The sequence below is a fragment of the Sphingobacterium paludis genome, assembly GCF_004364125.1.
GTDB lineage: Bacteria > Bacteroidota > Bacteroidia > Sphingobacteriales > Sphingobacteriaceae > Sphingobacterium > Sphingobacterium paludis.
In genome coordinates this window covers 567,805-590,743 of record NZ_SNZV01000001.1, presented here as the reverse complement: position 1 = coordinate 590,743, position 22,939 = coordinate 567,805, and the positions used below count along the sequence as shown (strand labels likewise).

At 45.8% G+C, this 22,939-nt stretch carries 14 protein-coding genes; 6 read left to right on the top strand and 8 right to left on the bottom strand.

Features of this window, described 5'->3' with window-relative positions; translation table 11 throughout:
- Positions 1-4: 4 nt before the first annotated feature.
- The gene (locus B0I21_RS02445; protein WP_133638748.1) at positions 5-1,951 is read right to left on the bottom strand and encodes a PEGA domain-containing protein; all 1,947 of its coding nucleotides are present in this window, start codon (positions 1,949-1,951) and stop codon (positions 5-7) included.
- Between the two features lie 613 nt (positions 1,952-2,564).
- On the opposite strand from B0I21_RS02445, the gene B0I21_RS02440 reads away from it, so the two are divergent.
- The 3 genes from B0I21_RS02440 (at position 2,565) to B0I21_RS02430 (ending at position 7,722) form a co-directional block, all read left to right on the top strand.
- On the top strand, positions 2,565-5,159 hold the full coding sequence (locus tag B0I21_RS02440) for an ATP-binding protein (protein WP_133638746.1): 2,595 nt from the start codon (positions 2,565-2,567) through the stop codon (positions 5,157-5,159).
- 125 nt (positions 5,160-5,284) lie between these two features.
- The gene (locus B0I21_RS02435) at positions 5,285-6,802 is read left to right on the top strand and encodes an FAD/NAD(P)-binding protein (protein ID WP_133638744.1); all 1,518 of its coding nucleotides are present in this window, start codon (positions 5,285-5,287) and stop codon (positions 6,800-6,802) included.
- Positions 6,803-6,804: 2 nt separating this feature from the next.
- On the top strand, positions 6,805-7,722 hold the full coding sequence (locus B0I21_RS02430) for an AEC family transporter (RefSeq protein ID WP_133638742.1): 918 nt from the start codon (positions 6,805-6,807) through the stop codon (positions 7,720-7,722).
- Positions 7,723-8,873: 1,151 nt separating this feature from the next.
- Here the strand turns inward: B0I21_RS02430 and B0I21_RS02425 are convergent.
- The 6 genes from B0I21_RS02425 to B0I21_RS02400 all read right to left on the bottom strand — a co-directional run bounded on the left by B0I21_RS02425 (position 8,874) and on the right by B0I21_RS02400 (position 13,526).
- On the bottom strand, positions 8,874-9,326 hold the full coding sequence (locus B0I21_RS02425; RefSeq protein WP_133638740.1) for a PA2169 family four-helix-bundle protein: 453 nt from the start codon (positions 9,324-9,326) through the stop codon (positions 8,874-8,876).
- A gap of 51 nt (positions 9,327-9,377) precedes the next feature.
- Positions 9,378-9,845 carry an adenylyltransferase/cytidyltransferase family protein gene (locus tag B0I21_RS02420; RefSeq protein WP_133638738.1) on the bottom strand — a complete coding sequence of 156 codons (468 nt, stop codon included), beginning with the start codon at positions 9,843-9,845 and terminating at the stop codon, positions 9,378-9,380.
- A 32-nt stretch (positions 9,846-9,877) separates the two neighbouring features.
- A complete protein-coding gene (locus tag B0I21_RS02415; protein ID WP_133638736.1) occupies positions 9,878-10,357 on the bottom strand; it encodes an adenylyltransferase/cytidyltransferase family protein in 480 nt (159 codons plus the stop codon).
- Positions 10,358-10,580: 223 nt separating this feature from the next.
- Positions 10,581-12,329, bottom strand: coding sequence for a glycoside hydrolase family 15 protein (locus B0I21_RS02410; RefSeq protein ID WP_133638734.1), 1,749 nt, complete (start codon positions 12,327-12,329; stop codon positions 10,581-10,583).
- Positions 12,330-12,397: 68 nt separating this feature from the next.
- Positions 12,398-12,904, bottom strand: coding sequence for a pyridoxamine 5'-phosphate oxidase family protein (locus tag B0I21_RS02405; RefSeq protein WP_133638732.1), 507 nt, complete (start codon positions 12,902-12,904; stop codon positions 12,398-12,400).
- Positions 12,905-13,019: 115 nt separating this feature from the next.
- A complete protein-coding gene (locus B0I21_RS02400; protein ID WP_133638730.1) occupies positions 13,020-13,526 on the bottom strand; it encodes a hypothetical protein in 507 nt (168 codons plus the stop codon).
- A gap of 199 nt (positions 13,527-13,725) precedes the next feature.
- On the opposite strand from B0I21_RS02400, the gene treY reads away from it, so the two are divergent.
- Positions 13,726-17,814 (top strand): malto-oligosyltrehalose synthase, encoded by a 4,089-nt coding sequence (gene treY, locus B0I21_RS02395; RefSeq protein ID WP_133638729.1) that lies wholly within the window; start codon positions 13,726-13,728, stop codon positions 17,812-17,814.
- A 14-nt stretch (positions 17,815-17,828) separates the two neighbouring features.
- Here treY and B0I21_RS02390 read toward each other — a convergent pair whose 3' ends face one another.
- Positions 17,829-18,509 (bottom strand): DUF421 domain-containing protein, encoded by a 681-nt coding sequence (locus B0I21_RS02390; protein WP_133638728.1) that lies wholly within the window; start codon positions 18,507-18,509, stop codon positions 17,829-17,831.
- Between the two features lie 224 nt (positions 18,510-18,733).
- Here B0I21_RS02390 and glgX point away from each other — a divergent pair, with 224 nt between their 5' ends.
- Together glgX and treZ are read left to right on the top strand one after the other, a co-directional pair.
- Positions 18,734-21,001: a glycogen debranching protein GlgX gene (gene glgX / locus B0I21_RS02385; protein ID WP_243835922.1), complete on the top strand. Its 2,268-nt coding sequence runs from the start codon at positions 18,734-18,736 to the stop codon at positions 20,999-21,001.
- A 21-nt stretch (positions 21,002-21,022) separates the two neighbouring features.
- Positions 21,023-22,837, top strand: a complete 1,815-nt coding sequence (treZ, locus tag B0I21_RS02380) for a malto-oligosyltrehalose trehalohydrolase (RefSeq protein WP_133638727.1) — start codon at positions 21,023-21,025, stop codon at positions 22,835-22,837.
- Positions 22,838-22,939 lie beyond the last annotated feature (102 nt).

The window sequence follows — 22,939 nt, the reverse complement described above, 5'->3', positions numbered from 1 at the left end:
TAAATTAGTAAGCAATAGCGTTGTTGAAAACTAGGCTTGGCAATGTTGCTTTGTCACGAATCCTGTCGTCCTGATCCAGCAGATGGAATACACCATGTCGGCCATCATTTTTATCTGAATCCGTACCGCCGGATTGCCCTAAGATCAACTTGGCGTAGTCATCGATACTGCCGGCATTTGCATTCGGAAATTTTGCAAGAAAATCCGCACCGCTTATACTCAAATCAAGTTTTGCTGGCAACCCATTCGGCGTGTAGTCAATAGGGTGTTGAAAGCCTATGCCATCGCCTGTTGCCGCAGCTGTAAATGCACCGGAGATACAGGTGATTTTCGGATACGCCGCCTCGGGAAACATGACGCTCAGGTCAAACGTCAAGCCTTTTCCTGGCACTGCTACAGCCGTATAATTTCCCGCATTTTCCGAAAATTGATACACCGTTGATTCGCTGGCCGCCACGGGAATCATGGTGCCCCAGCCGACAGCATGCTGCGTGGTATTGGTCTGCGTAAACATTCCGCCGATGTAAACCATAGCTGGAGCATGTTTCAATATATTCGGCTCACACAGTATCCGATTACACTTCCCAAACGCGTAAAATGCACTTACAATAGTTCCCTGTGCATTCCCCGATGTCTTACCGTTCCAAAATATTTCGCTACGAATGATAAAATAGGCCAAGTATCCACTGCTGAGATTACCAAACCAGCCTTCGCCGATATAGTTAAACGCATGACTGATATCGGTTAATTTAGCGTTGTTCCAGAAAAGTGATACGGGCACGAAGTCGTCGCTTCCCTGCACGGCTATAGTCGGAAACTGTCCTGCATCCACACCATTATAATAGCCCTTCCCTAGTTTAGAGTTTTTAAAACATTCGAATACGCTCTGCAGCTCGGTTAGACTGTCTAGAAAACCTGGAAGAATTTTTTTGAGTCCGGCCTTGAAAAAGGTTCCTCGCAACACGGTAGGTTTACGGATTAGGGAAAGCATGGCTGCCGGAAAGCTTTCGAATTCGCGGCCCGCTCCAAATCCGTAAAAACTAGCAATCAACGTTGTTGCCTCGGGTGTTTCCAGTTTGAAACCAGGCGTCACATTAGCCAGCGACAATCCCGCAAATGTATAATCCAGGTTCGTTATCGAGTCTGACCGGAATACGGATATCTCTTGCACAAAATTATTGACCGTAGGCGAAAGATAACCTTGCGGATCGCTGGTTAACCCTTCACAGAAACGTACATAGCTCACATTGGCGCCCGCGTTGATGCTGATCTCATAATCGCCCACAGTTTCATAAACATGGTAAAATGTATTCCCATTATCAACATGATGGACATTCCCCTCGTTATCTGTCCAAGATTCAGAACCATTGTATTCCGGTACGGATACCAAGTTGGATTGCCCATCACCGTAGCTTATCTTCGCCAAGGTTTGCGTATCGGATGTACGAAGCATAGCAATTGGAACTTCTTGGTTTGGTTCCGATGTACGAATCTTAAATTTTATTTCGGTGTTGGAAAGATCTGGCTCCAGTGCGACGTGCACGGTCATATCTTCCGTCACCTTGACAGTAGCTGTTTTCGAAAAATATCCAGGACGTTCTACCGTGTAGGTTATATTGGCGCCCTCATATACGCTTAGTGAGCTTGCCACAACACCGTTGATCGTTATCACGGCGTCTGGAGGCGAGGTCGTAATCGCCAGCGTGCGCTCCGGCTTGCCATACAGAATGAAGTCCAACACCTCGCGTATCGGAATGCGATCAAATGATGTGCCTATAGGCACGCCCCCGACCTGATATTGCGTTCGCTTTGGATTGGTGTAAAGTGTTGATTCAGCATCAATAGCCTCCTCCTTATGCCAATAGCTATCCATCCATGTCCAAAATTGTTCCTGTCCGGGCACATCCCCGTTTTTGAAAAAGGTCTTTAGCTCTGCTTTTGTTGTCATCATAAAAACTCGGGTTATAGTATATATTTTTTCGTTGCAACTACGGTGAATGATATCTGTACTCCCTCATCATCTGCCTGGCCATGTTTGTTTCTTCTCGACGATACATAAATCCTTTAGCATCAAGGCAGCACGTTTATATGTGCATTAGATTTCATTTAAAGAGATATTTATATCAACAAAACGAATCACTGATGGATAGAAAACAAATATTAACGAGACTCAACCATAAACAAACATATTGTCGCCATAAAATTAACTTTATAATTCTATATTTGCTGTAAACATAATTCTACAGTTAATAAATACACTTATTTTAAGTTAACAAAAACAAATAAAACATATCTCCTATGTAAAAGCGGCACTTGGCGTTATCTTGTTGATTGCTCGATTACCTTGGTTTATTTCACTTGCTTTATACACGCTAAACCATGCGTGATTCAAAAATGAATGACGGAATACTATGGCCCGTTTTTTTACTTCTAATCGAGGAAAATGTAATGGTTTTACGTTTACATATTGCGTTATTTTCGGTATTTTCGCTGATAAAATACGTATTGGTGACGATGAGGAATTCGACACTTGCTGTCGAGACTAAATTGATTTAAATTCGCTTATGATTAATTCGCCACAGGAGATTCTTAACATACTGCAACAGGTTCCGCAGGCAACTGCCATATATGATAATAAAGACTTACATATCGCCTACGTAAATCAGGACATGCTCGATATGTGGGCTACAACGGACGAGGTGCTTGGAACAAATTTAGGAGATAGTTTCCCCGAATTTGAAACACAGGGTTTCGTAGGTATTTTAAAGAAGGTATGGTTGACCGGGGAGACGTACCGCGCACACGACGTACCGGCCAACATTTTGTTAGACGGTATTCCTACCACCTTTTATTTTGATTTCGAATACCGGGCCTTGCTGAACGAAAACCGGGAAACCTATGCTATTCTTCATACAGCGCAGGAAGTTTCGAGCCGTTTGGAGGCATGGGCTGCTGTACGGAAAAAAGAAATGCAGGAAGCGGCTTTAAACGAAGAGCTACGCTCCAGTATAGAAGAACAGCGGGCGCTAACGGAAGAATATATGGCCATCAACGAGAAGCTTTCGACTACCGTTGATGAGCTAAGTAACTCGTACAAACAGCTGGACTTTGCGCTCGACCAATCCAGACGGGCGAAAGAAGCGTCTAACTTGGGCATGTTTGACTTGGATGTACAGCAAGATATCCTGCTTTGGGACGAACGCTGCAAAGAGCTTTTCGGCGTACCTACCGAAAGTGATGTAAGCTACACCCGGGACTTTGTAGCCGGGCTCCATCCAGACGATAAACAGCAAACATTAGCGGCTGTCAAACACGCTTTCGACCGCAAACAAAGTAACGGGCGGTATGATACACAGTACCGAACAGTAAATCCTGCCCATGGTAAAATCACTTGGGTACATGCTGTTGGCACGGTATATTTTGATGAGCAAGATCAACCCATACGCTTTATCGGAACGGTTATGGATGTCACCGAATCCGTCGAGTCAAGGAAGCTGCTGGAAGATCGTGAACGCAAATTGCAAGACACAAATGAGCAGCTTGCGGCGACGATGGAAGAGCTTACTGCGACAATGGAAGAACTGACAAACGTGAACGACGACCTGGCCACAGCTAATATCCAGCTCCGACATTCTGAATTGATAAACGCCGAGGTGAACACCAATCTGCAGGCTGCATTCGAAAAGCTCTCTATCAGCGAACGCCGATTAAACCTCGCCTTGACATCAGCCAAAATAGGGATTTGGGAGTTTAATATAGCGACCGAAGTGGTTCATTGGGACGAGCGCAGCCGAGAGCTGTTCGGCGCGGACGAAAAGGAAGAAATCCCCTATCAAGTAGCGCTTCAATACATCTACGAAGAAGACAGGCAGGCGGTGGCGGACGCGATTAGTTATGCACAAAATCCTGCTTCAGGGGGTTACTATGATATTCAGTTTCGTACCGTCGACGAATCAGGAAACCGTATCACCTGGGTCCAAGCCAAAGGGAGGGCATACTTCGACGGCGAAAACAACCCTATTCATTTCTCGGGAACGATCTTGGATATTAGCGATCGCATTCATTCGCAACAGCGAATAGATGCTTTCAATAGAGCGATAGCGCAAAATGCGCTGGAACAACGACTTATTGTGGATGCCGGAAAAATCGGCACATTTTCGTTCAACCCAATAACCAATGAAATCATCATCAACAAACACACCCGACAGATGTATGGATTTGACGACGATGATGACGTTACGGCGACCGATCTATTTGAGCGGAAGTATACCATTGGCGATATTGAACAGAACGAAAGCATGCTCGATGTCATTCGAGAAAATAACAGCTTCGACCTCGAATTTAATTTGCGAACAACTGCTGAGCACAAAAAATGGCTTCGCATGGTGGGAAGCAAGATCTGGAACGAAGAAAATAATAATTTAATGGCTTATGGCGTCATTATCGACTTTACTACCCAGAAAATGGAAGAAAAGAGAAAACTCGATTTCTTGGGTATCGTGAGTCACGAATTACGATCTCCCCTAACTGCGCTATCGGGTTATCTCCAAATTTTGCAGGTTAAAAGCAAAGCCCTGGAAAATGACAAGTTTTACGAGCTCATCGTGAGCGCAAACAGACAAAGCGTACGCATGAAGGTGCTTATTGAAAGCTTCTTAGATATCGCACGCATAGGCGAGGGCAAGCTGCGATTAAATAAAACGGAATTTCCTGCGCACGACCTACTTTCTAATATCGAGCAAATGCTCCGACAAACGGTGACAAGCCACGTTTTTGATGTACAAATTGAGGGCGAATGTTACGTATTGGCCGATCGGGATAAGATAGAGCAGGTTATCATTAATTTTATAAACAACGCTATCAAATACGCCCCTGCAGGAAGTACGATCAGCATAACGGCTAAGCGACAACAGAGCAACCTCTACGTTGCCGTAACCGATGAAGGCGCAGGAATTGCACCCGAAGACCAACAAAAAATATTTACCCGCTTTTATCGCGTAGAGAATACGTACACGGAAACGGTGAGTGGTTTTGGTATCGGACTCTATATCTCTAAAGAGATCATACATCTGCATGCGGGCACAATAGGTCTGCAGAGTGTACCGGGAGAAGGTTCTACGTTTTGGTTTAGCATTCCATCATTAACCATAAAGGAATAATTGGTATGATCGGCACGAGCACAGGCGAAATAGCCTGTGCGTCATTTGAAAATTGCGGTGCTATGTACTATTTATTTCCATTTTTTTCTGAACTTATCAGGAGCTAGCATTGTTCATCCGAGAGTATGAACGAAAGATCAAAAACTATCGCCATCATCGGCGCTGGAGCTAGCGGAACAGCGTGCTTCTTACAATTAGTCCTGAAATATATAGTCCGTCAAGTTAAACAGCCCCTACGCATAATCATCTTCGAAAAAAGAAATGAATTTGGTGAGGGGCTCGCTTTTGGCACCGGACAAGAAGGTCATCTTCTCAATACGAAAGCAGGATTAATGGGCATTTTTCCTTACGAACGCATGCACTTCGTGCAATGGATGCACCAAAATCAGGATATGATTGCCAAAGAGTTTCCGCAGGTGAGTATCCATCCGGATGCCTATCCGCCGCGGATGCTATTCGGCGCCTATGTACAGGCTATGTTCCATGAATATTGTGCTATAGCGAAAGAGCATGGTATTAACGTTCAGCTGGTGCAGAATGAGGTGGTCGACGCAACAATCCAACGTAATCATACAATCTCGCTAAAAACGACGCACAGCAAACCCCACCAAGCAGATTACGCCATTCTCGCTACGGGCAACCCCGCATCCAACACCTTCCAGAAACTGGCCAAACAGAAAGGCTTCTTCCCTTCGCCATGGCCATCGAGCCGCATTCTTGCTGAAATAACAGATAAATCAGCACGTGTCAGCATCGTGGGAAGTAGCCTGACCGCTATCGACGCTTTAATAACCCTTATCGGTAATGGCCACGAGGGCCCTATCAGCTTTTTCTCGTTGAAAGGCTTGCTCCCGCGCGTGCAATCACCCACCGAAATTCCCTACATCCGCAAAGTACTCACGCTGGCCAATGTGCGGAAGCATATTCGGGAAAAGCAAAAGGCGCTTAGACTGACCGACCTCATCCGCATGTTTCGATCGGAAGCAGAAAGCTACCGAGAAAAGCCGGTAGACTGGGCTGCAGAAGAGCGCGAAGACAAGGATCAGCTTACCCTATTGGAAGAGGACATCGCGCTGGCCGCGGGGAAACAGTGCCTGCTGCAAAATATACTCTATTCCCTCCGGGAAGAAACGTATGACATCTGGAAGTTGCTACCTGCAGACCAAAAGCTTTTATTTCTGCAATGGATGAAACCTTACTTCGATATCACCCGCCATGCCATGCCGATGGAAAATGCGTTGAAGATACGAGAGGTGCTTCGTAGCGGACAGCTGAGCATCATCGGCAACACCAATGATATTGAATGGAAAGACGGTCGCTTTGTATTGACCACCGAAAAAGGTGAAAGTAGTGAAGCGGACTATGTGATTAATGCTTCGGGACCCGCCGCCCTTGTTCAGAAAATAATAGATCAGCCCCTATTACCACGGCTACTAAAGAAAAAATATGTGGAGGAGTATCCTGCCGGCGGGATCAAGGCAGACTTAGACAGCCTGCGCGTGACCACGGAAAGCCGAAAACGCCCGTCTCCGTTTTATGTAATTGGACACCAGCTAGCCGGATTACAACTGGATATCAACGCTTTTTGGTTTAATGTAGAACAGGCAGACCTCTTGTCGGACAGTCTATTAAAAAATATTTAACGATGGAGGTACTACAAGAACTAGCAACCAAAGTGTTGCCACTATACATTTTTATGCTGATCGGATGGGGACTAAAGAAAAAATGGGACCTCAGCAGCCGCTGGATCTCAAAACTGCTACTCTTTCTTTTGATTCCTTTTTTAATTATTGAAAATCTGTTGAAAGCCGATTTGGAAGAGACGGCTGTCATCGGTTCGATGATATTTCTATTGGCCCTGGCGATGAATCTCCCTGCCATGCTTACCAAAAAATTTGTCGGCGACGATTTTGATGGAAATCTATTGAAAGGTGCATTTTCTTATTTCAATATCGGTTGGTTTGGGATTCCCGTAGTCATGGCGCTATTTGGTGAAGAACAAATGCCGCTAGTCATTAGCGCCTATGTTGGAAATGCGTTGTATGGAGATACCATCGGGTTTTACCTGATGTCGCGAACGAAAGGCATATCCGTTAAAGAAGCAGCGACGAAAGTTTTTAAGATACCAGCGATCTATGCTTGCGCGCTAGCTATCGGTTTAAATGTTGCTGAAGTGAAACTTCCAGAACAGGCCGAAAGTATTGCCAACGTGGTTAGTTGGATCGTATCTTCGCTCGGGATGCTCATTATCGGCTTGACGCTCGGCACGATACACTTTAAAAAAGTAGCGTACGCTGCGCTCGGTAAAATCTTGGGCATGCGCTATCTAGCCGGCGCCGTATTTTTAATTCTTTTTGTTTTGGCGGAAAAGCAATTTATTGGTGTATTGGATGAGGATCAAAGTATGCTGATGCTACTAATGGGGAGCTTCCCGATTGCGGCAAACCTCGTTGTATTTGCTTCGTTCTTAGAAACGGAAGAAGAAAATGCAGCTGTGCTGGTCGGTTTATCGGCTATTGTATCCCTTTTTGTCACCCCGGCTGTTAGTATTTTGATGTTTTAAAAACGTTGCTTTTATTCGCCTTGTCCAGCCCAAGTACCTTCCGCCGCATGCCGCGGCAAGGCACTACTTTTGTTGGCCAAAAAGCAAAAGCCCGTTGCTTGAAACCTTTACAGGGAAGGCTTGTGCAGCGGCAAGTTTGTACATATTGCAAAGCTTTCGAGGCGACATTTTTGTTAACAAGGGTTGGGAGCAATAGATTGATATTAACATATTTATATGTACGAAGTACTAACATCTAAATACTACCTACTAAATCTAAAGAAACACATCTCTCTACCAAATACGCACTACCAATCGCTTTCGATGCGACATGTCGATTAATTAAAAAAGGTGCGATAACCGAATTGACCTCGTAGAGGTCACATATCTATAGCAAGTAATCAGGAGCTTAAACCGACCCCGTATTGGGTCGCATATATATTGTTCGTTCGTAATGCGACCCCTCCCGGGGTAGAAAATCGTGACGGATTTTTGGCTATATATAGTTGACCCCGTTGGGGTCATTTCTATACGGTTTGTGATAGTGCGAAGGTACAACTTCGTCTATGTCAGGTGTAATACTCAATACGCAATACGCTAGATTGCCACGCCATCGTTCCTATTTGAAAGTAAAAATTGAAAATTCAAAAGTCAAAAAAAGATCAATAAGAATTTAGAATTTAACAGTTAAAATTGAAAAATAAGACTGTACACCATACTAAAATCTATGTACTATCTACTAAAGTCTAATTCGCATTACGTACTACCCACTACTCAAATTTACAACGTATCCTTCCCGTGCGGGGAGGCAAGGGAAATGTTTGGGAATGAGGGGATGGGCGAAGCCTAGAAATCATATCGAAATCGATATACTACGATTTCGATTTTATTTCAGCTTTGGCAAACATTTTCGTTTCGCGGGTATGGGCTGTGGGACGGCGCACCTGAAGGAGACAAAGGATTTTGGTCACTTTTGTCCCCAAAAGTGATGCCTTGCCGCGGCGAGCGGCAGAGAGGTTTGAGCGAGGGAGGTTAAGGTTTTTTTTTAACACGATCAATACCTACTAAAATCTAAAGAAATATATTTCACTACCCAATATCCTTCACACACCACCCTTCACAAAAAAAAGGCTGCGCGCGTGCACAGCCTTCATTGAAAATATATGAACAAATTATTCGCTTAAGCGCGCTGCATCACGAAGTGCCTTGATTTCGTCATGACCTTCATTAATTTCAGTTGCTTGCTTCGTAACCACTGAAAGTGCTTCACCGGAAATTTCACCTTTTTCCAAAGCTGTTTTGTACGCTGCTTTGATAGCATCTTCGCCGCGTTCAGCTTCATTTAAGATACTTACACGATCCGAACCACCGAATAATGCCTTCACATCAATCCATGCGCGGTGCAACGTACCACTTACACTGTTTCCAGTTTCTATTTCTCCACCATGACTAGCAACTAGAGCGCTAAGTTCTTGGCTAAACTTGCGGCTCTGCTCAGCGTAACGTTGAAAAATAGCCTTCAAGTCTACATTTTCGTCATTGATATCCGCTAAAGCTTTCTCAAACCCAGCTACACGATCGTTATTGATTTCTGTTAAATCGTTTAAAATTGCTATACTTCCCATAATATATATATAGTTTATGATTAAAAAATTACTACTTATTATTTTATGCGCCTAACGTTGAAGTGACAAGGAATACTTATCTGCGGGTTTCGCCAACATAGATTTTGCGAGCTCTTTCTCCGTAACGATAGAACGCAGTCCACCACTTGAAAAACGATGCTTTCTCTTCGTGTAATGAATATGGATACCTTCTTCGATGCAATACTGCTTCCCAATAAAATTGACATTTTTGTATTCCTCTCCGATAAACCGTACATCAACGGAAAGCGACTGCAAGATGTCCATCAGATCTTCTTCAGATTCATAGGGAAGAATTTCATCCACAAATTGGCATCCTTCTAACTTGATAAACCGCTCGACAACCGTCTGCGCAGGAGCTGCTTTTTCCGCATCAACATCCTTGGTGTCTGCTTTCAAACCTACAATGAGGTAATCGCAGTTTCGTTTAGCCTCTTCCAGCATAACCAAATGTCCGATGTGAAGCAAATCAAATACTCCAAATGTTATTCCTATTTTCATTCTTATTTTCCTGATATTAAGATAAACCTAGACTATGCTTTCGCGCGCTTTGTTTCAAACTCGAAATTTTCCTTGAGATTGACGATCGCTGTATCAACCGATTCTTGTTTCGTCGCGATAATCTTACGTAACGATGAACTCGAAAATCTATTTTCGCGTCTGTTGAAATATAGATCGATCCCCTTCTCTTCACAATACGCGCGGCCGGTAAAATTTTTATCCATGTATTCGTCGCCTAAAATGCGGACATGTACTTTAAAAGAGCGTAAAATATCTTCCAGATCCTGCTCTGTAGCATACGGAATAACCTTATCGACGTGTTTGCAGCCTCTTAGTTGCATGTAGCGTTCAAACACCGTTTGTGTAGGCTTGTTTTTTTCAGGCCTGTCCAATGTCGGGTCGGTCTGCAACCCGCAGATTAAGTAGTCGCATTGATCTTTTGCATCTTCAAGCATTTTAATGTGTCCCGCGTGTAGAAGGTCGAAAGCAGAGAAAGTGATACCTATTTTCATCGTATAAATCTTATGTTTTTCCAAGTAGTTCACTAACGTTAATCTAGCACAGCATCATCATTCATTATACCCGCAATCAGGTAACAGCATCAGAGCAACATTAGTGTATAGATAACGGCAATTTTGCGACCAAGTTTTCACATATCTTTGTATATTATCAAAACAGGAGTTTTTACGACAATCTGATTCCATAGAACTGGATTTATTTTGGCGGAGCAGGTATTTATTCCACCCGTGTCACGGTATCTACGCCCTCTCGTTCCCGGCTTAACCCATTGGCTGCACAGATAAAAGACGACTGTACAAACGTCTGGGGAAAATTTCCTAAAAACCGATCATTTTTTACATCAGCCTCTTCGGAAAAGAAGCCCAAATCATTCTGGAACGATTTTACAGCGTCCAAAATTCTGCTGCTCTTTTCGAAATCACCCGCCACTGCGTAATAATGCGCCATCCAGCAGGAGCCAGCAAGAAATGCACCTTCCCGCTTGGAATCAAATTCGACCAGCGTGCGCCAGTATAAATCCTCTTGACAATATTCTGCTTCCAAACGGCGTACCGTGGCCTGCATTTCTTTTGCATCAGGCTCCACGTAGTCCCACAGGACGTAAAGCGCCGCCGAAAGATCAACATCCTGCGATCCTGCATAGTTAGCAAAGGCCCCATCATCCGTCAAACAATTCGTGCTTACGAATTTTCGAATTTCGGTAGCCTCATCTCGCCAGCGCTTGGCTTCCTCGAAATCCTCTGTGAACTTAGCTATCATTTCCAGTCCTATTGCGGCAAATACTTTGCCGCAGGTATACTGTAGTTCAGCACCTTCCTCCCATATCCCATGGCAAGGCGCTTGCCAATGATCGCAGACATGGTTGGCAACCGCACGCACGGATTTCCAGTGGTAACGCTCTCCATATTTATCGTAAATCATCTTTGCCGATATCAATATATTCGCTTCCGCATCCAACTGCCGTTGATCGCCGGCTATATTTCCGATCTGGACAGGCTTACTTCCTTCATAACCATCGGCCTGAAGTTCTTCCAAATGATCAATAACTTCGTGATCAATGGTATACAATGGATATACACACTTATCACTATTTTTACGCATCGCTTGATAGATGAATTCGAGAAACTTTACCTCCACCTTTCCTTCCACATCAAGCGTCGTTAATGCAGCGGTAATCAGGGCAGCGTCCCTTACCCAAACGTATCGGTAATCATAATTCCGTTCACCACCGATAACCTCCGGCAACGAGGTGGTCGCCGCAGCCAACACACCGCCTGTGACACCACAGGTGAGTTGCTGTATACTTCGTATGGATGCTAAAACTTCATTTCTGTAAAGTCCCTGGTAATCAAAAAGGCCCGTTATCTCTTTCCAACTCTTTTGGGTTTCCTGGAATAGATGGCTCAGAACAGTTGAATCGAACGTGACCATATGCTTGGTCAAAAAAGCCCAGCCGCTCTCGCCGGTGTTCATGCTAAAATTAACCGTGCAATCATCCAAAATATGAATCGGATGGCTGCAAATAAGGTACAATCCTTCGTTTACGAAGCGCACCGCTTTCTCATGAATCATCTCAGGACGCCCGGCGCGTTGCTTGACCGTATTCCAAATGCGTAAGGTGGCGTTCAACGGCTGCGCTATGACCGGAAATTCTCTGATAATGCCGTGCTGGCTTTCCGACACCGGCATCCAGTCCCGAAACGTTGTCTCTACGCCAGCGGCATCTGCGAAGACATGCTCCAGGATACTTGTTCCTTCTAGGTATCGTCGGCTTTTGGGCGTAGAATGTTGTACACGCACGGACCAATAGCCGCCATCAGCCGGATCGATAAGGGACGAAAGAAGTGGTTCGCTATCAAACCTGTCAGGACAATACCAGACTATACCGCCACACGAATCCGTCACGGCGCATGTATTTCTGTCACTCAAAATGGCGAGGTCTTCTATTCGGGGTGTTTTTATCATGTACTATGGATTGGAATGGTAAAGCGGCGATTGGATTCGCCGCTTAAAAGAAACTTAAAAATATCGACCTAATAGTCTAGGTTACCCTCTCGGCCACTATCTGTTTTTTGACCGGTGATCGCACCAGCAGCCACCTTCAAAAACGTGACCAGCTTATTGGATTTTGTATCCCAATAATGGGCCTCACTTGGTATCACTTTCAGTACGCGGATCCGTGGATCTTCTTTCCCTTTATCAAACCATCCCTCGACCATTTTATTCCAATATTTATCAATGCGGGACTGGTCTTCACTAATTTCAGAGGAGCCATTGATGCTTAGAAATTTGTAATCGCTTACATCGCTGTATAATAAACTTACTTTATTGTCTGCACGTAAATGGCTGAAGGTTTCGCTCTCCGAAGAGAACAAAAACCAAATATTCCCTTCGTCGTCTACCTCTTGCCTACTCATCGGAACAGCGTGCACATAGCCACTATCCGTAGGATAAGTCGACAGCATACCGATATCAATAGCATTGACCAATTCCTTCAATTTGTCAATAGCTTCTGCGTTGTATAAATTTTCTGTACTCATTTTATTTACTTTTTGGATTTGCTTTTTTGGTTGCTTGGTAGTCCATGACGAGCTATGTACCGCCCTGTGTGTGCTAAAATGCAGCGATCATCATATCTCCATTATTCATGGATGTCTACGAGGCGATTCGGGTGCGATATTTTTCTAGATTCGAACGGTTTACATGTTGGCTAAAGTCGCTTACATCGATCCATACGCAACTGTGCCCTACAATCTCTTGCGGCAACACATTAACACCTACAATGGCGGTCAGTGTTTTATCCAACTCAAACAGCACGTCTTTCTCGGCAACATCGACCACTTTGAAAATACAGTCTTCATCATCAATCCAGATATCAGACTGAAGCATGTGCACATGTGAATCGCTAAGAAAGTGCTGTACGCTTGCTTGATCCAGCACAAGGAGATTTTCTGCGGTGTGATCAAAACTGCGCATCTCCGCCTCCACTTCAGCAGCACCATACTCGCGTAGAAAATCAAGAAACAATGTTCTATTTTTCGAGCGCAGTGCTTCGTTTTTGCACAACATCTTATCGATACCGAAAGGCAGATCGAAATCGCCCAGATGATAGGTCGCTCTAAAATAACTGTTGTAATACTGAAGTTTCGTTTGCCATTTCATAGTATCTTATCTGTCTTAATACGTTAGATGGACGTTCACGCTATTTTTTCAGCGTATTTCTGTTTGTAAAGCGTGAACTTTCCTATACGAGGTGAACGTTTGTGATATAAAATCGTTTGCCGATTTACCGTTTTTCAATCTAAAACTTTAGCCATAAATCATTGTTCTCCCTGTTAGATAAAAGAACGATAGACAAACCATGAAGGCTCCATTAGCGACTTACCGCATTCAATTTAATAAAGACTTTACGTTGCACGACTTAGCAAACGTGCACGGCTACCTCAGTAAGCTGGGTGTAGACACGATTTATGCATCGCCGATCCTGAGCGCCGTAGCAGGCAGTATGCACGGCTATGATGGCATTAATATGCACCAGATAAATCCCGAAATCGGCAATCTGGAACAATTGCGGGAGCTAAAAAGCAGCTTGTTGAATAATGGCTTAGGTTGGTTACAAGATATTGTGCCTAACCATATGGCGTTCGACCCATCCAATACCTGGCTAATGGACCTGCTTGAATATGGTCCCGAATCGACTTATAAAGATTATTTCGACACCACCTATAGCGGCAATTGGTTTGCGAAGGAAAAGTTGATGATCCCCACCCTGGGCAAAACACTTGAAGAGGCCATCGCTGATCAGGAAATTACCATCGTTAGCGCTAGCGAAAAGTTATTTGTGCAGTACTTTGATCAACGCTGGCCACTATCGGCGAAAAGTGCGGAGGAAATCCTTTCGAAACATTCGCTCCATAGCGATGCTGGTTCCAGCGAAAGCAAATTGGAGCGCTACCTTGCAAAAATCAATGCATCGGACAGCGAGCGCAAACGTTTGCTGGAGAAACAACATTACCGCTTGTGCCACTGGCAGGAGACGGATAGCCAAATTAATTTCCGCCGGTTTTTTACCGTAAACGGACTGCTATGTCTGAACATCAATAGACCTGAGGTTTTCAACAACGTGCATAGCTTCATTGCCCAGCTCCTAGAAGAAGGCACGATCGAGGGCTTACGCATTGACCACATTGATGGGATTTACGATCCCACAGGTTATCTTAACGACCTTCGCCAGTTATGCGGGCCGGAGACGTACATCGTTGCCGAAAAAATTCTGGAGCACGGCGAAGATCTGCCGGCGGAATGGCCTATTCAAGGCACAACGGGCTACGAGTTTCTGGCTGCGAGCAACAACTTGCAGGTAGACAAAACGGGCAAGAAAAAGCTGGACAAGTTTTATGAAATCTTTGCTGGAAAGCAAGCCTCAATAAAACAGCAGCAACGCGAAAAGAAAGCGGCGATCTTGCAGGAGCACATGCAAGGGGAAGTAAAAAACCTATACAAGCTGTTTTTAGATCTTGATCTCGCTAGCGATCTTGAAAACAGCAGCTCTGAAAAGATAACGAAGGTGATTGCCTCGCTATTGGTCGAATTTCCAGTATACCGTTTTTACGCCACGACCTTTCCCCTGCCCTCCGAACACTACACCGAACTGGAAAAAATATTCAAAAAGGTAAAAAAGAGCAATGCGGATAGCCATGCAGCAATTAATTACTTCATCAGCGCATTTAAACGGGCACAGTTTTCCGAGGATGAAAATTACCGAAGTCGCGTGGCTACGTTCTTTACACGCTGCATGCAGTTCGCCGGCCCCGTTATGGCGAAAGGTGTTGAGGATACGTTAATGTATACGTACAATCGGTACATCGGCAACAACGAAGTCGGTGACCATCCGGGAAACTTCGGACTATCGGTAGCTGCGTTCCATAAGATCATGCGGGAGAGGCAACAGCATTGGCCACTAGCGTTAAACGCGAGCGCCACACACGATACAAAGCGCGCGGAAGACACACGAAGTCGCCTGCAAGTGATCACGGCCTGGCCATCACGCTGGATAGCTGCCGTAAAAAAGTGGCATGCAGGGGTAGAAAAGACATATACGGGAAAATTCCCCCACCCAAATGATGAGTACACAATCTACCAGGCACTTTATGGTGCTTACCCCATGCCGGGCCAGGAAGATCCAACCTTTGAAGAGCGTTTCTTAGCCTTTTTAACGAAATATCTGCGCGAAGGCAAAGAGCGGTCGGGCTGGGCCACACCCCATGAAGAATATGAAGACACCGTACACCAGTTTGCCCGTTTCTTACTTCAACCAGCGGGCAAGTTTATGAAGTCCTTCCAAAAACTGCTTCGCCATTTCAATGATTTCGCTATCGTCAATTCTTTAGCACAACTTACACTGAAATTCACGGCACCAGGTATCCCCGACGTTTATCAGGGGACAGAGCTGTGGGACTTCAGTTTTGTTGACCCCGACAACCGCCGGCCTATTGATTACCGTCGTCGGAGCGCATACCTCGAGGAAATTGAAGATATACCGCATCAAGAGCGCCAGCACAGGCTTTGGTCAGAGCGGCAAAACGGAAAAATTAAACTTTGGTTGCTGCACAGTCTGGCACAGCTTAGGAAATCATCAAAAGAAATTTTTGAGAAAGGAAGCTATCAGCCCTTAGCTGTGGAGGGAAAATACGAAAAACATGTGGTTGCCTTTGCCCGGCAATACCGTAACAAATGGATTGTCGTTATTCTGCCCCTTCACCTTGCTGCCATGGAGAAGCTGCGGCGAAATGAAATACAAGATTTTGATTGGGAAGATACGCGTGTCATTCTACCCACGCCAGCACATGTGAAATGGACAAATATATGGACAACACAGGATGGATCGGGCAAGCATGTGGAGCTAAACGAGCTATTTCAAGAGCTTCCGATGGCGCTGCTGCAGTACGAGCAAACGCCAAACCCGCGCCGGGCAGGCATTTTGATGCATATCAGCTCGCTGCCTTCCAGCTACGGCATAGGCGATCTTGGCGAAAGCGCGTTTTCCTTCGCACGGAACTTGCACGCTGCCGGTCAGCGCTATTGGCAAGTACTCCCCCTTAACCCGCTTTCCAAACAACAACACCACTCGCCATACAGCACATTAAGTGCTATAGCGGGCAATCCGCTGTTTATCGATATGACGGCCTTAGTGCGGGAAAATATTTTGCACGAGGAGGATCTGCAGAAACTCTTATCTCCTCCATCAAACCAAATCGACTACGATGCCGTTGTATCATCAAAAATGCCCTGCTTATACCAAGCGTTTGAACGGGCAGATTACGAAGCTGATGCCGCATTTTCTCAGTTCTGTTCGGAACAGGCGTTTTGGCTGGACGATTATGCCTTATTTATGAGCCTTAGGCAGCAGCACGACGACGCACCATGGTACGAATGGGCTAAGGAATACAAGGAACGAGAATCGAAAGCATTGGAGCTTTTCATACGAGGAAACGAGAGGCTCCTTACGCGGGAAAAATGGCTGCAATATCTATTTTTTAAGCAGTGGGCGAAATTGAAAGCTTTCTGTAATGGGCTGGACATTGCTATTTTGGGCGATATCCCGATCTATGTAGGTCATGATTCTGCCGATGTATGGGCTAACCCGACACTATTTGCACTAGCAGAAAATGGGCAGATAAAGGAGATGGCTGGCGTCCCTCCCGACTACTTCAATGCAGATGGACAGCAGTGGGGCATGCCTGTATTCAACTGGTCTAACCACAAGAAGGAAAACTACCGCTGGTGGTTGGCTCGGCTGAAGCAAAATCTGGCGCTATTCGATCAAGTTCGTTTAGACCACTTCCGTGCCTTTGCGGCCTACTGGAGTATCCCCGCTTCAGCAGAAACTGCTGCCGAAGGCAATTGGAAAACCGGGCCTAGTCGAGCACTGTTCAACAAACTGAAAAACGAATTCCCAGAAATGCCCTTTATTGCTGAAGATTTGGGTGATATTGATGATGAAGTTTACGCGCTACGCGACAACTATGGTCTGGCCGGAATGAAGGTACTGCAGTTTGCTTTTGGAGACGACATGCCACGGTCGCCACACATCCCGCACCACTACACAGAAAACTTTGTGGTCTATACCGGCACGCATGACAACAACACTACCGTGGGTTGGTTCAAAGCCGATCTGGACCAAGATTCCCGCAGCCGGCTTCAGGCCTACCTAACATCAACCGTTTACGCCAAAAACATTGCTGATCTGTTGATCAAAGTGGCCTATGCATCGGTAGCAAACACAGTCATCATTCCCATGCAGGACGTACTGTCCCTAGGCAAAAAGCACCGCATGAATACACCATCCAGTACGGCAAGCAATTGGTCTTGGCGCATGCTGCCTAATGCCTTCAAACTGCGCGCGGTGCAAAGACTGCAAGCCTACGCCTTACGATACGATCGATTGTAAAACAGCGGACGGGATTATGCGCGCTTGCTGGCTAAAGCCAACGTCCATTGATCTCGTCCGCAACGATGGCATTTCATCGCTTGTGCGCTAACTTCGTGCTGGACACCACCGCAATACATACAGGCGAATGGCCCCGCCTGTTCAACCGGATTTACGGCGATATAATGCGAAGGAAACAAAGGCAAACCTGGCTTCGTCTCCTCATCGCTGTAGTACAATACACTCATCGTGCCGTCAACTTCCAGAATGCCTTCACGTACTTGGCCGAGGTGCTCGATAGACAAGTTGCGCAGCTCGGCAAAAAATTCCATTTTCGAAAAATCATGCTCATTTTCGTGGCGCACGTCAAACATGCCATCCTTGACGATGGTCATCGCTTTACCTTCCATCATGACAGCCATCCATTTAAATCGTGACGCCAGCCACGTAACAAGCTTATAAACGCCCATCACACAGCCGAAAACAACAATCGAATAAACCACGGGAACGTCTTCCTGAAACATCGGATCGCCCGCCGCGGAACCTAGACTGATGATGATCGCTACTTCGAAAAGTGTCAGCTGCCTAACCCCGCGCCGCCCCGACAGCCGTAAGATGATCAATATCAAAATAAACATAATGACTGTTCGCCAAATAATTTCGGTCAAAAAATCAACATTGGCGCCACCTACAAACAACTTTTCTATTTCTAGCATAGCAGGATCAAGTTTTCATGTATAACCAATAAAGGACAGAAAAGTTGTTGAGGTAAGAGACGGACATGGCGTCTCTAAACGGGTTCGTGCTGTGCCAATGGCATCGGCGGTTCCCGAACTACATCCGTTCGCGGCGGTTGACTAAATCGATTGAACAAGAGTTTAGTACCCGAAATAATATAGCAAAAAATGTAAAACTTAGCGCCTCGCTCATTTGTTATCCTATGACAAACATAGAAAGTACGGAATGCTGGAATACCACAAAACATGGCGTTGTCATCAGCAACGCGATGTTGGAACGATATATGAATCAAGCCCGTTACGAAAAGACCTTACTAGAAATTATTCAAAACATGGACACGAAAGTATTTCCAGGGTCGCCCTACCCTTTAGGGGCAACGTATGATGGGGCGGGTGTTAACTTCTCCATTTATGCCGAAAATGCCGAAGGCGTAGACCTTTGTCTTTTCAACCAAAACGATGACCCGACCGAATCATTAAAAATCCGTATCAAGGAGCGTACCCATCAAATTTGGCACGTCTATATTCCCGATGTGCATCCGGGGCAATTGTATGGATACCGCGTTTACGGCCCATATGATCCGCAAAACGGACATCGCTTTAATCCACACAAACTGCTTATTGATCCGTACGCAAAAGCAATTGCAGGCACCCTGCAATGGGATGATGCACTTTTTGGTTACGACGTTGGACACCCCGATCAAGACTTAAGTTTCAGCGAGGTGGACAGTGCCCCCTTTATACCCAAGTGCGTAGTCGTCGACAATAATTTTGACTGGGAAGGCGATAAGCCGATGCGTATACCCTTGCACAAAAGTATCATTTATGAAACCCATGTAAAAGGCTTCACCCAGCAACATCCGGATATCCCGGAAGAAATACGCGGAACCTACACGGCCCTCGCACATCCTGCCACTATCAATTACCTCAAAGAATTAGGGATTACGGCTATAGAATTGATGCCTGTCCATCACTTTATTACTGACCGGCATTTAAAAGACAATGGTCTTACTAATTATTGGGGTTACAACACCATAGGCTTTTTCGCTCCTGATGTACGCTTCGCTGGAAACGGTATGCAGGGAGAGCAGGTTAATGAGTTTAAGGAAATGGTGAAAGCATTGCATAAGGCTGGTATCGAAGTGATCTTGGATGTGGTGTATAACCATACGGGCGAAGGTAACCAGATGGGGCCTACCTTGTCGTTTCGCGGAATAGATAACGCCGCCTATTACCGGTTGGAGGATGATGCCCGCTACTATACGGACTTTACCGGAACAGGGAACACGCTCAACGCACGCTATCCCAGTGTATTGCGCTTGATTATGGATAGTCTCCGTTACTGGATTCAAGAAATGCATGTGGATGGTTTTCGCTTTGACTTGGCATCGGCTCTGGCCAGGGAACTGCATGAGGTCGACAAGCTAAGCTCTTTCTTCGATGTAATCCATCAGGATCCAATTATCTCGCAGGTAAAGCTTATTGCGGAGCCATGGGATATTGGCGAGGGTGGTTATCAAGTTGGAAAATTCCCTCCGGGATGGGCCGAATGGAACGGAAAATATCGGGATTGCATCCGCGATTATTGGATAGGCGCTGATAGTATGCTGGGCGAGTTTGCCGATCGCTTGACCGGATCTTCAGACCTGTATCAAGACGACTACAGAAAGCCTACCGCCAGTATCAACTTTATTACCGCGCATGATGGCTTTACCCTGCATGATCTGGTATCGTATAATGAGAAACACAACGAAGCGAATGGCGAAGACAATAATGATGGAGAAAGCCACAACCGTTCTTGGAATTGCGGAGCGGAAGGCGAAACGGAAGACGAAGCTATCAACGCACTCCGCGCTAAGCAGAAGCGGAATCTACTGACTACCCTTTTCCTCTCACAAGGTGTTCCGATGATCGTAGCTGGCGATGAGTTTAGCCGTACGCAGGGCGGTAACAACAATGCATATTGCCAGGACAATGAGATTTCCTGGTTAGACTGGGCCGGAAAAGATGAAAGCCTGCTGAACTTTACAAAGCAGTTGATTGCCTTCCGGAAAGAGCACCCAACGTTCTCGCGTAGGAAGTGGTTTCAGGGGATGCCCATCAAAGGTGTAGGGCTTGAAGATATTGCATGGTTTTTACCAGAAGGCCAAGAGATGGAAGAATCGCATTGGCAGCACGATTTCGCACGTTCCCTAGCTGTTTTCTTAAATGGACATGGCATCCGCTCGTTGAATGAAGATGGTACGAAGATTTTGGATCATAGTTTTTATCTGATGTTTAATGCATATTGGGAGACCATTGATTATAAATTACCTGCTGAGCAATATGGGAAAAAGTGGATTAAAATGCTAGACACGAGCCTGGATGTTATTGAAGCGCATGAAGCGTATGACGCCGAGAGCAAGATCGCTGTACAGTCGCGTTCCATTGTGCTGCTGATGTCCAAGGATATTGAAAAATTAACGAAATAGCTTTTATAAGAATTTCCCTATATGTTTGAAACAGGCGTAAAAAGTATTGGCGTATCCCTTAAAAATGGATCAGCAGACATCTGTGTGTGGGCGCCGAAGGCAAGCACGGTCACCTGTCGGGTCGAGGAACTCGACATCGATATACCATTAACAGCCGGCAGGTATGGGTATTGGCACGCTGGTAGCGACGCTCTGCAGGAAGGACACTCCTATCGCTTTCACATCGACGGAGAGGCTTATCCTGATCCCGCTTCGTTGGCGCAGCCAGATGGCGTGCATGGCGCATCGAAAGTTGTCGATCTGAAGTATCCCTGGCGGGATGAGCACTATCACCCGCCAGCCTTGGACGATCTTATTATCTATGAGCTGCATGTCGGAACGTTTACGGCAAGTCACGATTTCGCCGGACTGGTCGAGCGTATTCCGCATCTGCTAGCGCTCGGCATCAATGCTATCGAAATTATGCCGGTAGGCCAGTTTCCGGGCGAGCGAAACTGGGGTTACGACGGCGTTTTCCTTTTCGCGGTGCAACATAGCTACGGTGGCGCAAAGGCCTTCCAACAACTGGTTGATGCCTGCCACGCCGCGGGAATAGCAGTGATATTGGATGTGGTATACAACCACTTCGGCCCGGAAGGGAATTATCTGCCTAACTTCGGTCCTTACTTCACAGAAAAGTACAGCACCCCTTGGGGTAAGGCAATTAATTATGACGATGCCTTTAACCATGGCATCCGAGATTTTGTATTGGCCAATATCCGCATGTGGTTTGAAGACTTTCATGTGGACGGGCTCCGGCTGGATGCTGTGCATGCTATCAAGGACTTTAGCCCGAAACATATGTTGCAAGAAGTGCGTCAACTAACGGACAGTATCATAGCGGAGCGAAACAAACCGCATTACCTGATCGTGGAATGCGATCTCAATGATAGACGGTATTTAGATCCGCTGCAAGATCATGCGTTTGCCATGGACGCGCAGTGGATAGATGAGTTTCACCATGCCTTGCGTGTGGCTGCCGGCGAAGAGCGGAAAGGCTATTACAAAGATTTTGAAGGCTTAAAAGATTTGGCAAAGGCCTACGAAAAAGCCTACGTTTTTGATGGCAACTACTCTACGCATCGGGAGAAATTTTTTGGCACATCTGCTGCAGGACTGACTGGCGAACGATTTATTGTCTTTTCTCAAAATCACGATCAGGTAGGCAACAGGATGCTCGGCGAGCGAAGTGCTGTGCTCTATTCCGAAAGTATGCAACGTTTGATGGCCATGGCCGTTATGCTTTCTCCCTACACACCTATGCTGTTTATGGGCGAAGAATGGGGCAGCAAAACCCCTTTCCAATACTTCGTGAGCCATAGCGATGAGGAACTCATCAAGGCGGTGCAGGAAGGTCGCAAAGCAGAATTTGCAGATTTTCATACGGAGGGTACGCCGCCTGATCCGCAAGCTATCGCAACGTTCGAAGCCTCGGTATTGGATTGGAATGACACCACAATAGATGGGCACCAACGCATGCTTAGCTACTACACCGCATTAATAAAGCTGCGCCGCGAGCAGCGCGCGCTAGGCCTGCTTAGTCGCGAGCAGCTTCATGTGGAGCTCCATAAAGAAAAGGGCAGCCTTATTTTGAACATAGGGTCTGAGGACCAGCAACTTGTGGCTATTCTAAATTTTTCTAATGACCGGCAAAGCTTTACATGGAATAAAAAGGGAAACTGGACAACGCTATTGGACAGCGACCATCAGGAATGGGGCGGAAAAAATCATACGCCTAGCATCATCGATGGAACGATCCATTTAGCTCCAGCATCGGGTCTGTTGTTGTCGACCTGATCGCGGAGTGCGCAAATGGCTAGTGCGTTATGCGAACAAACTATATCCGCCAGCACGCGTTCTTACTAAAGTTGTTACGGGCTAAGCCCGGTTATTGCATTA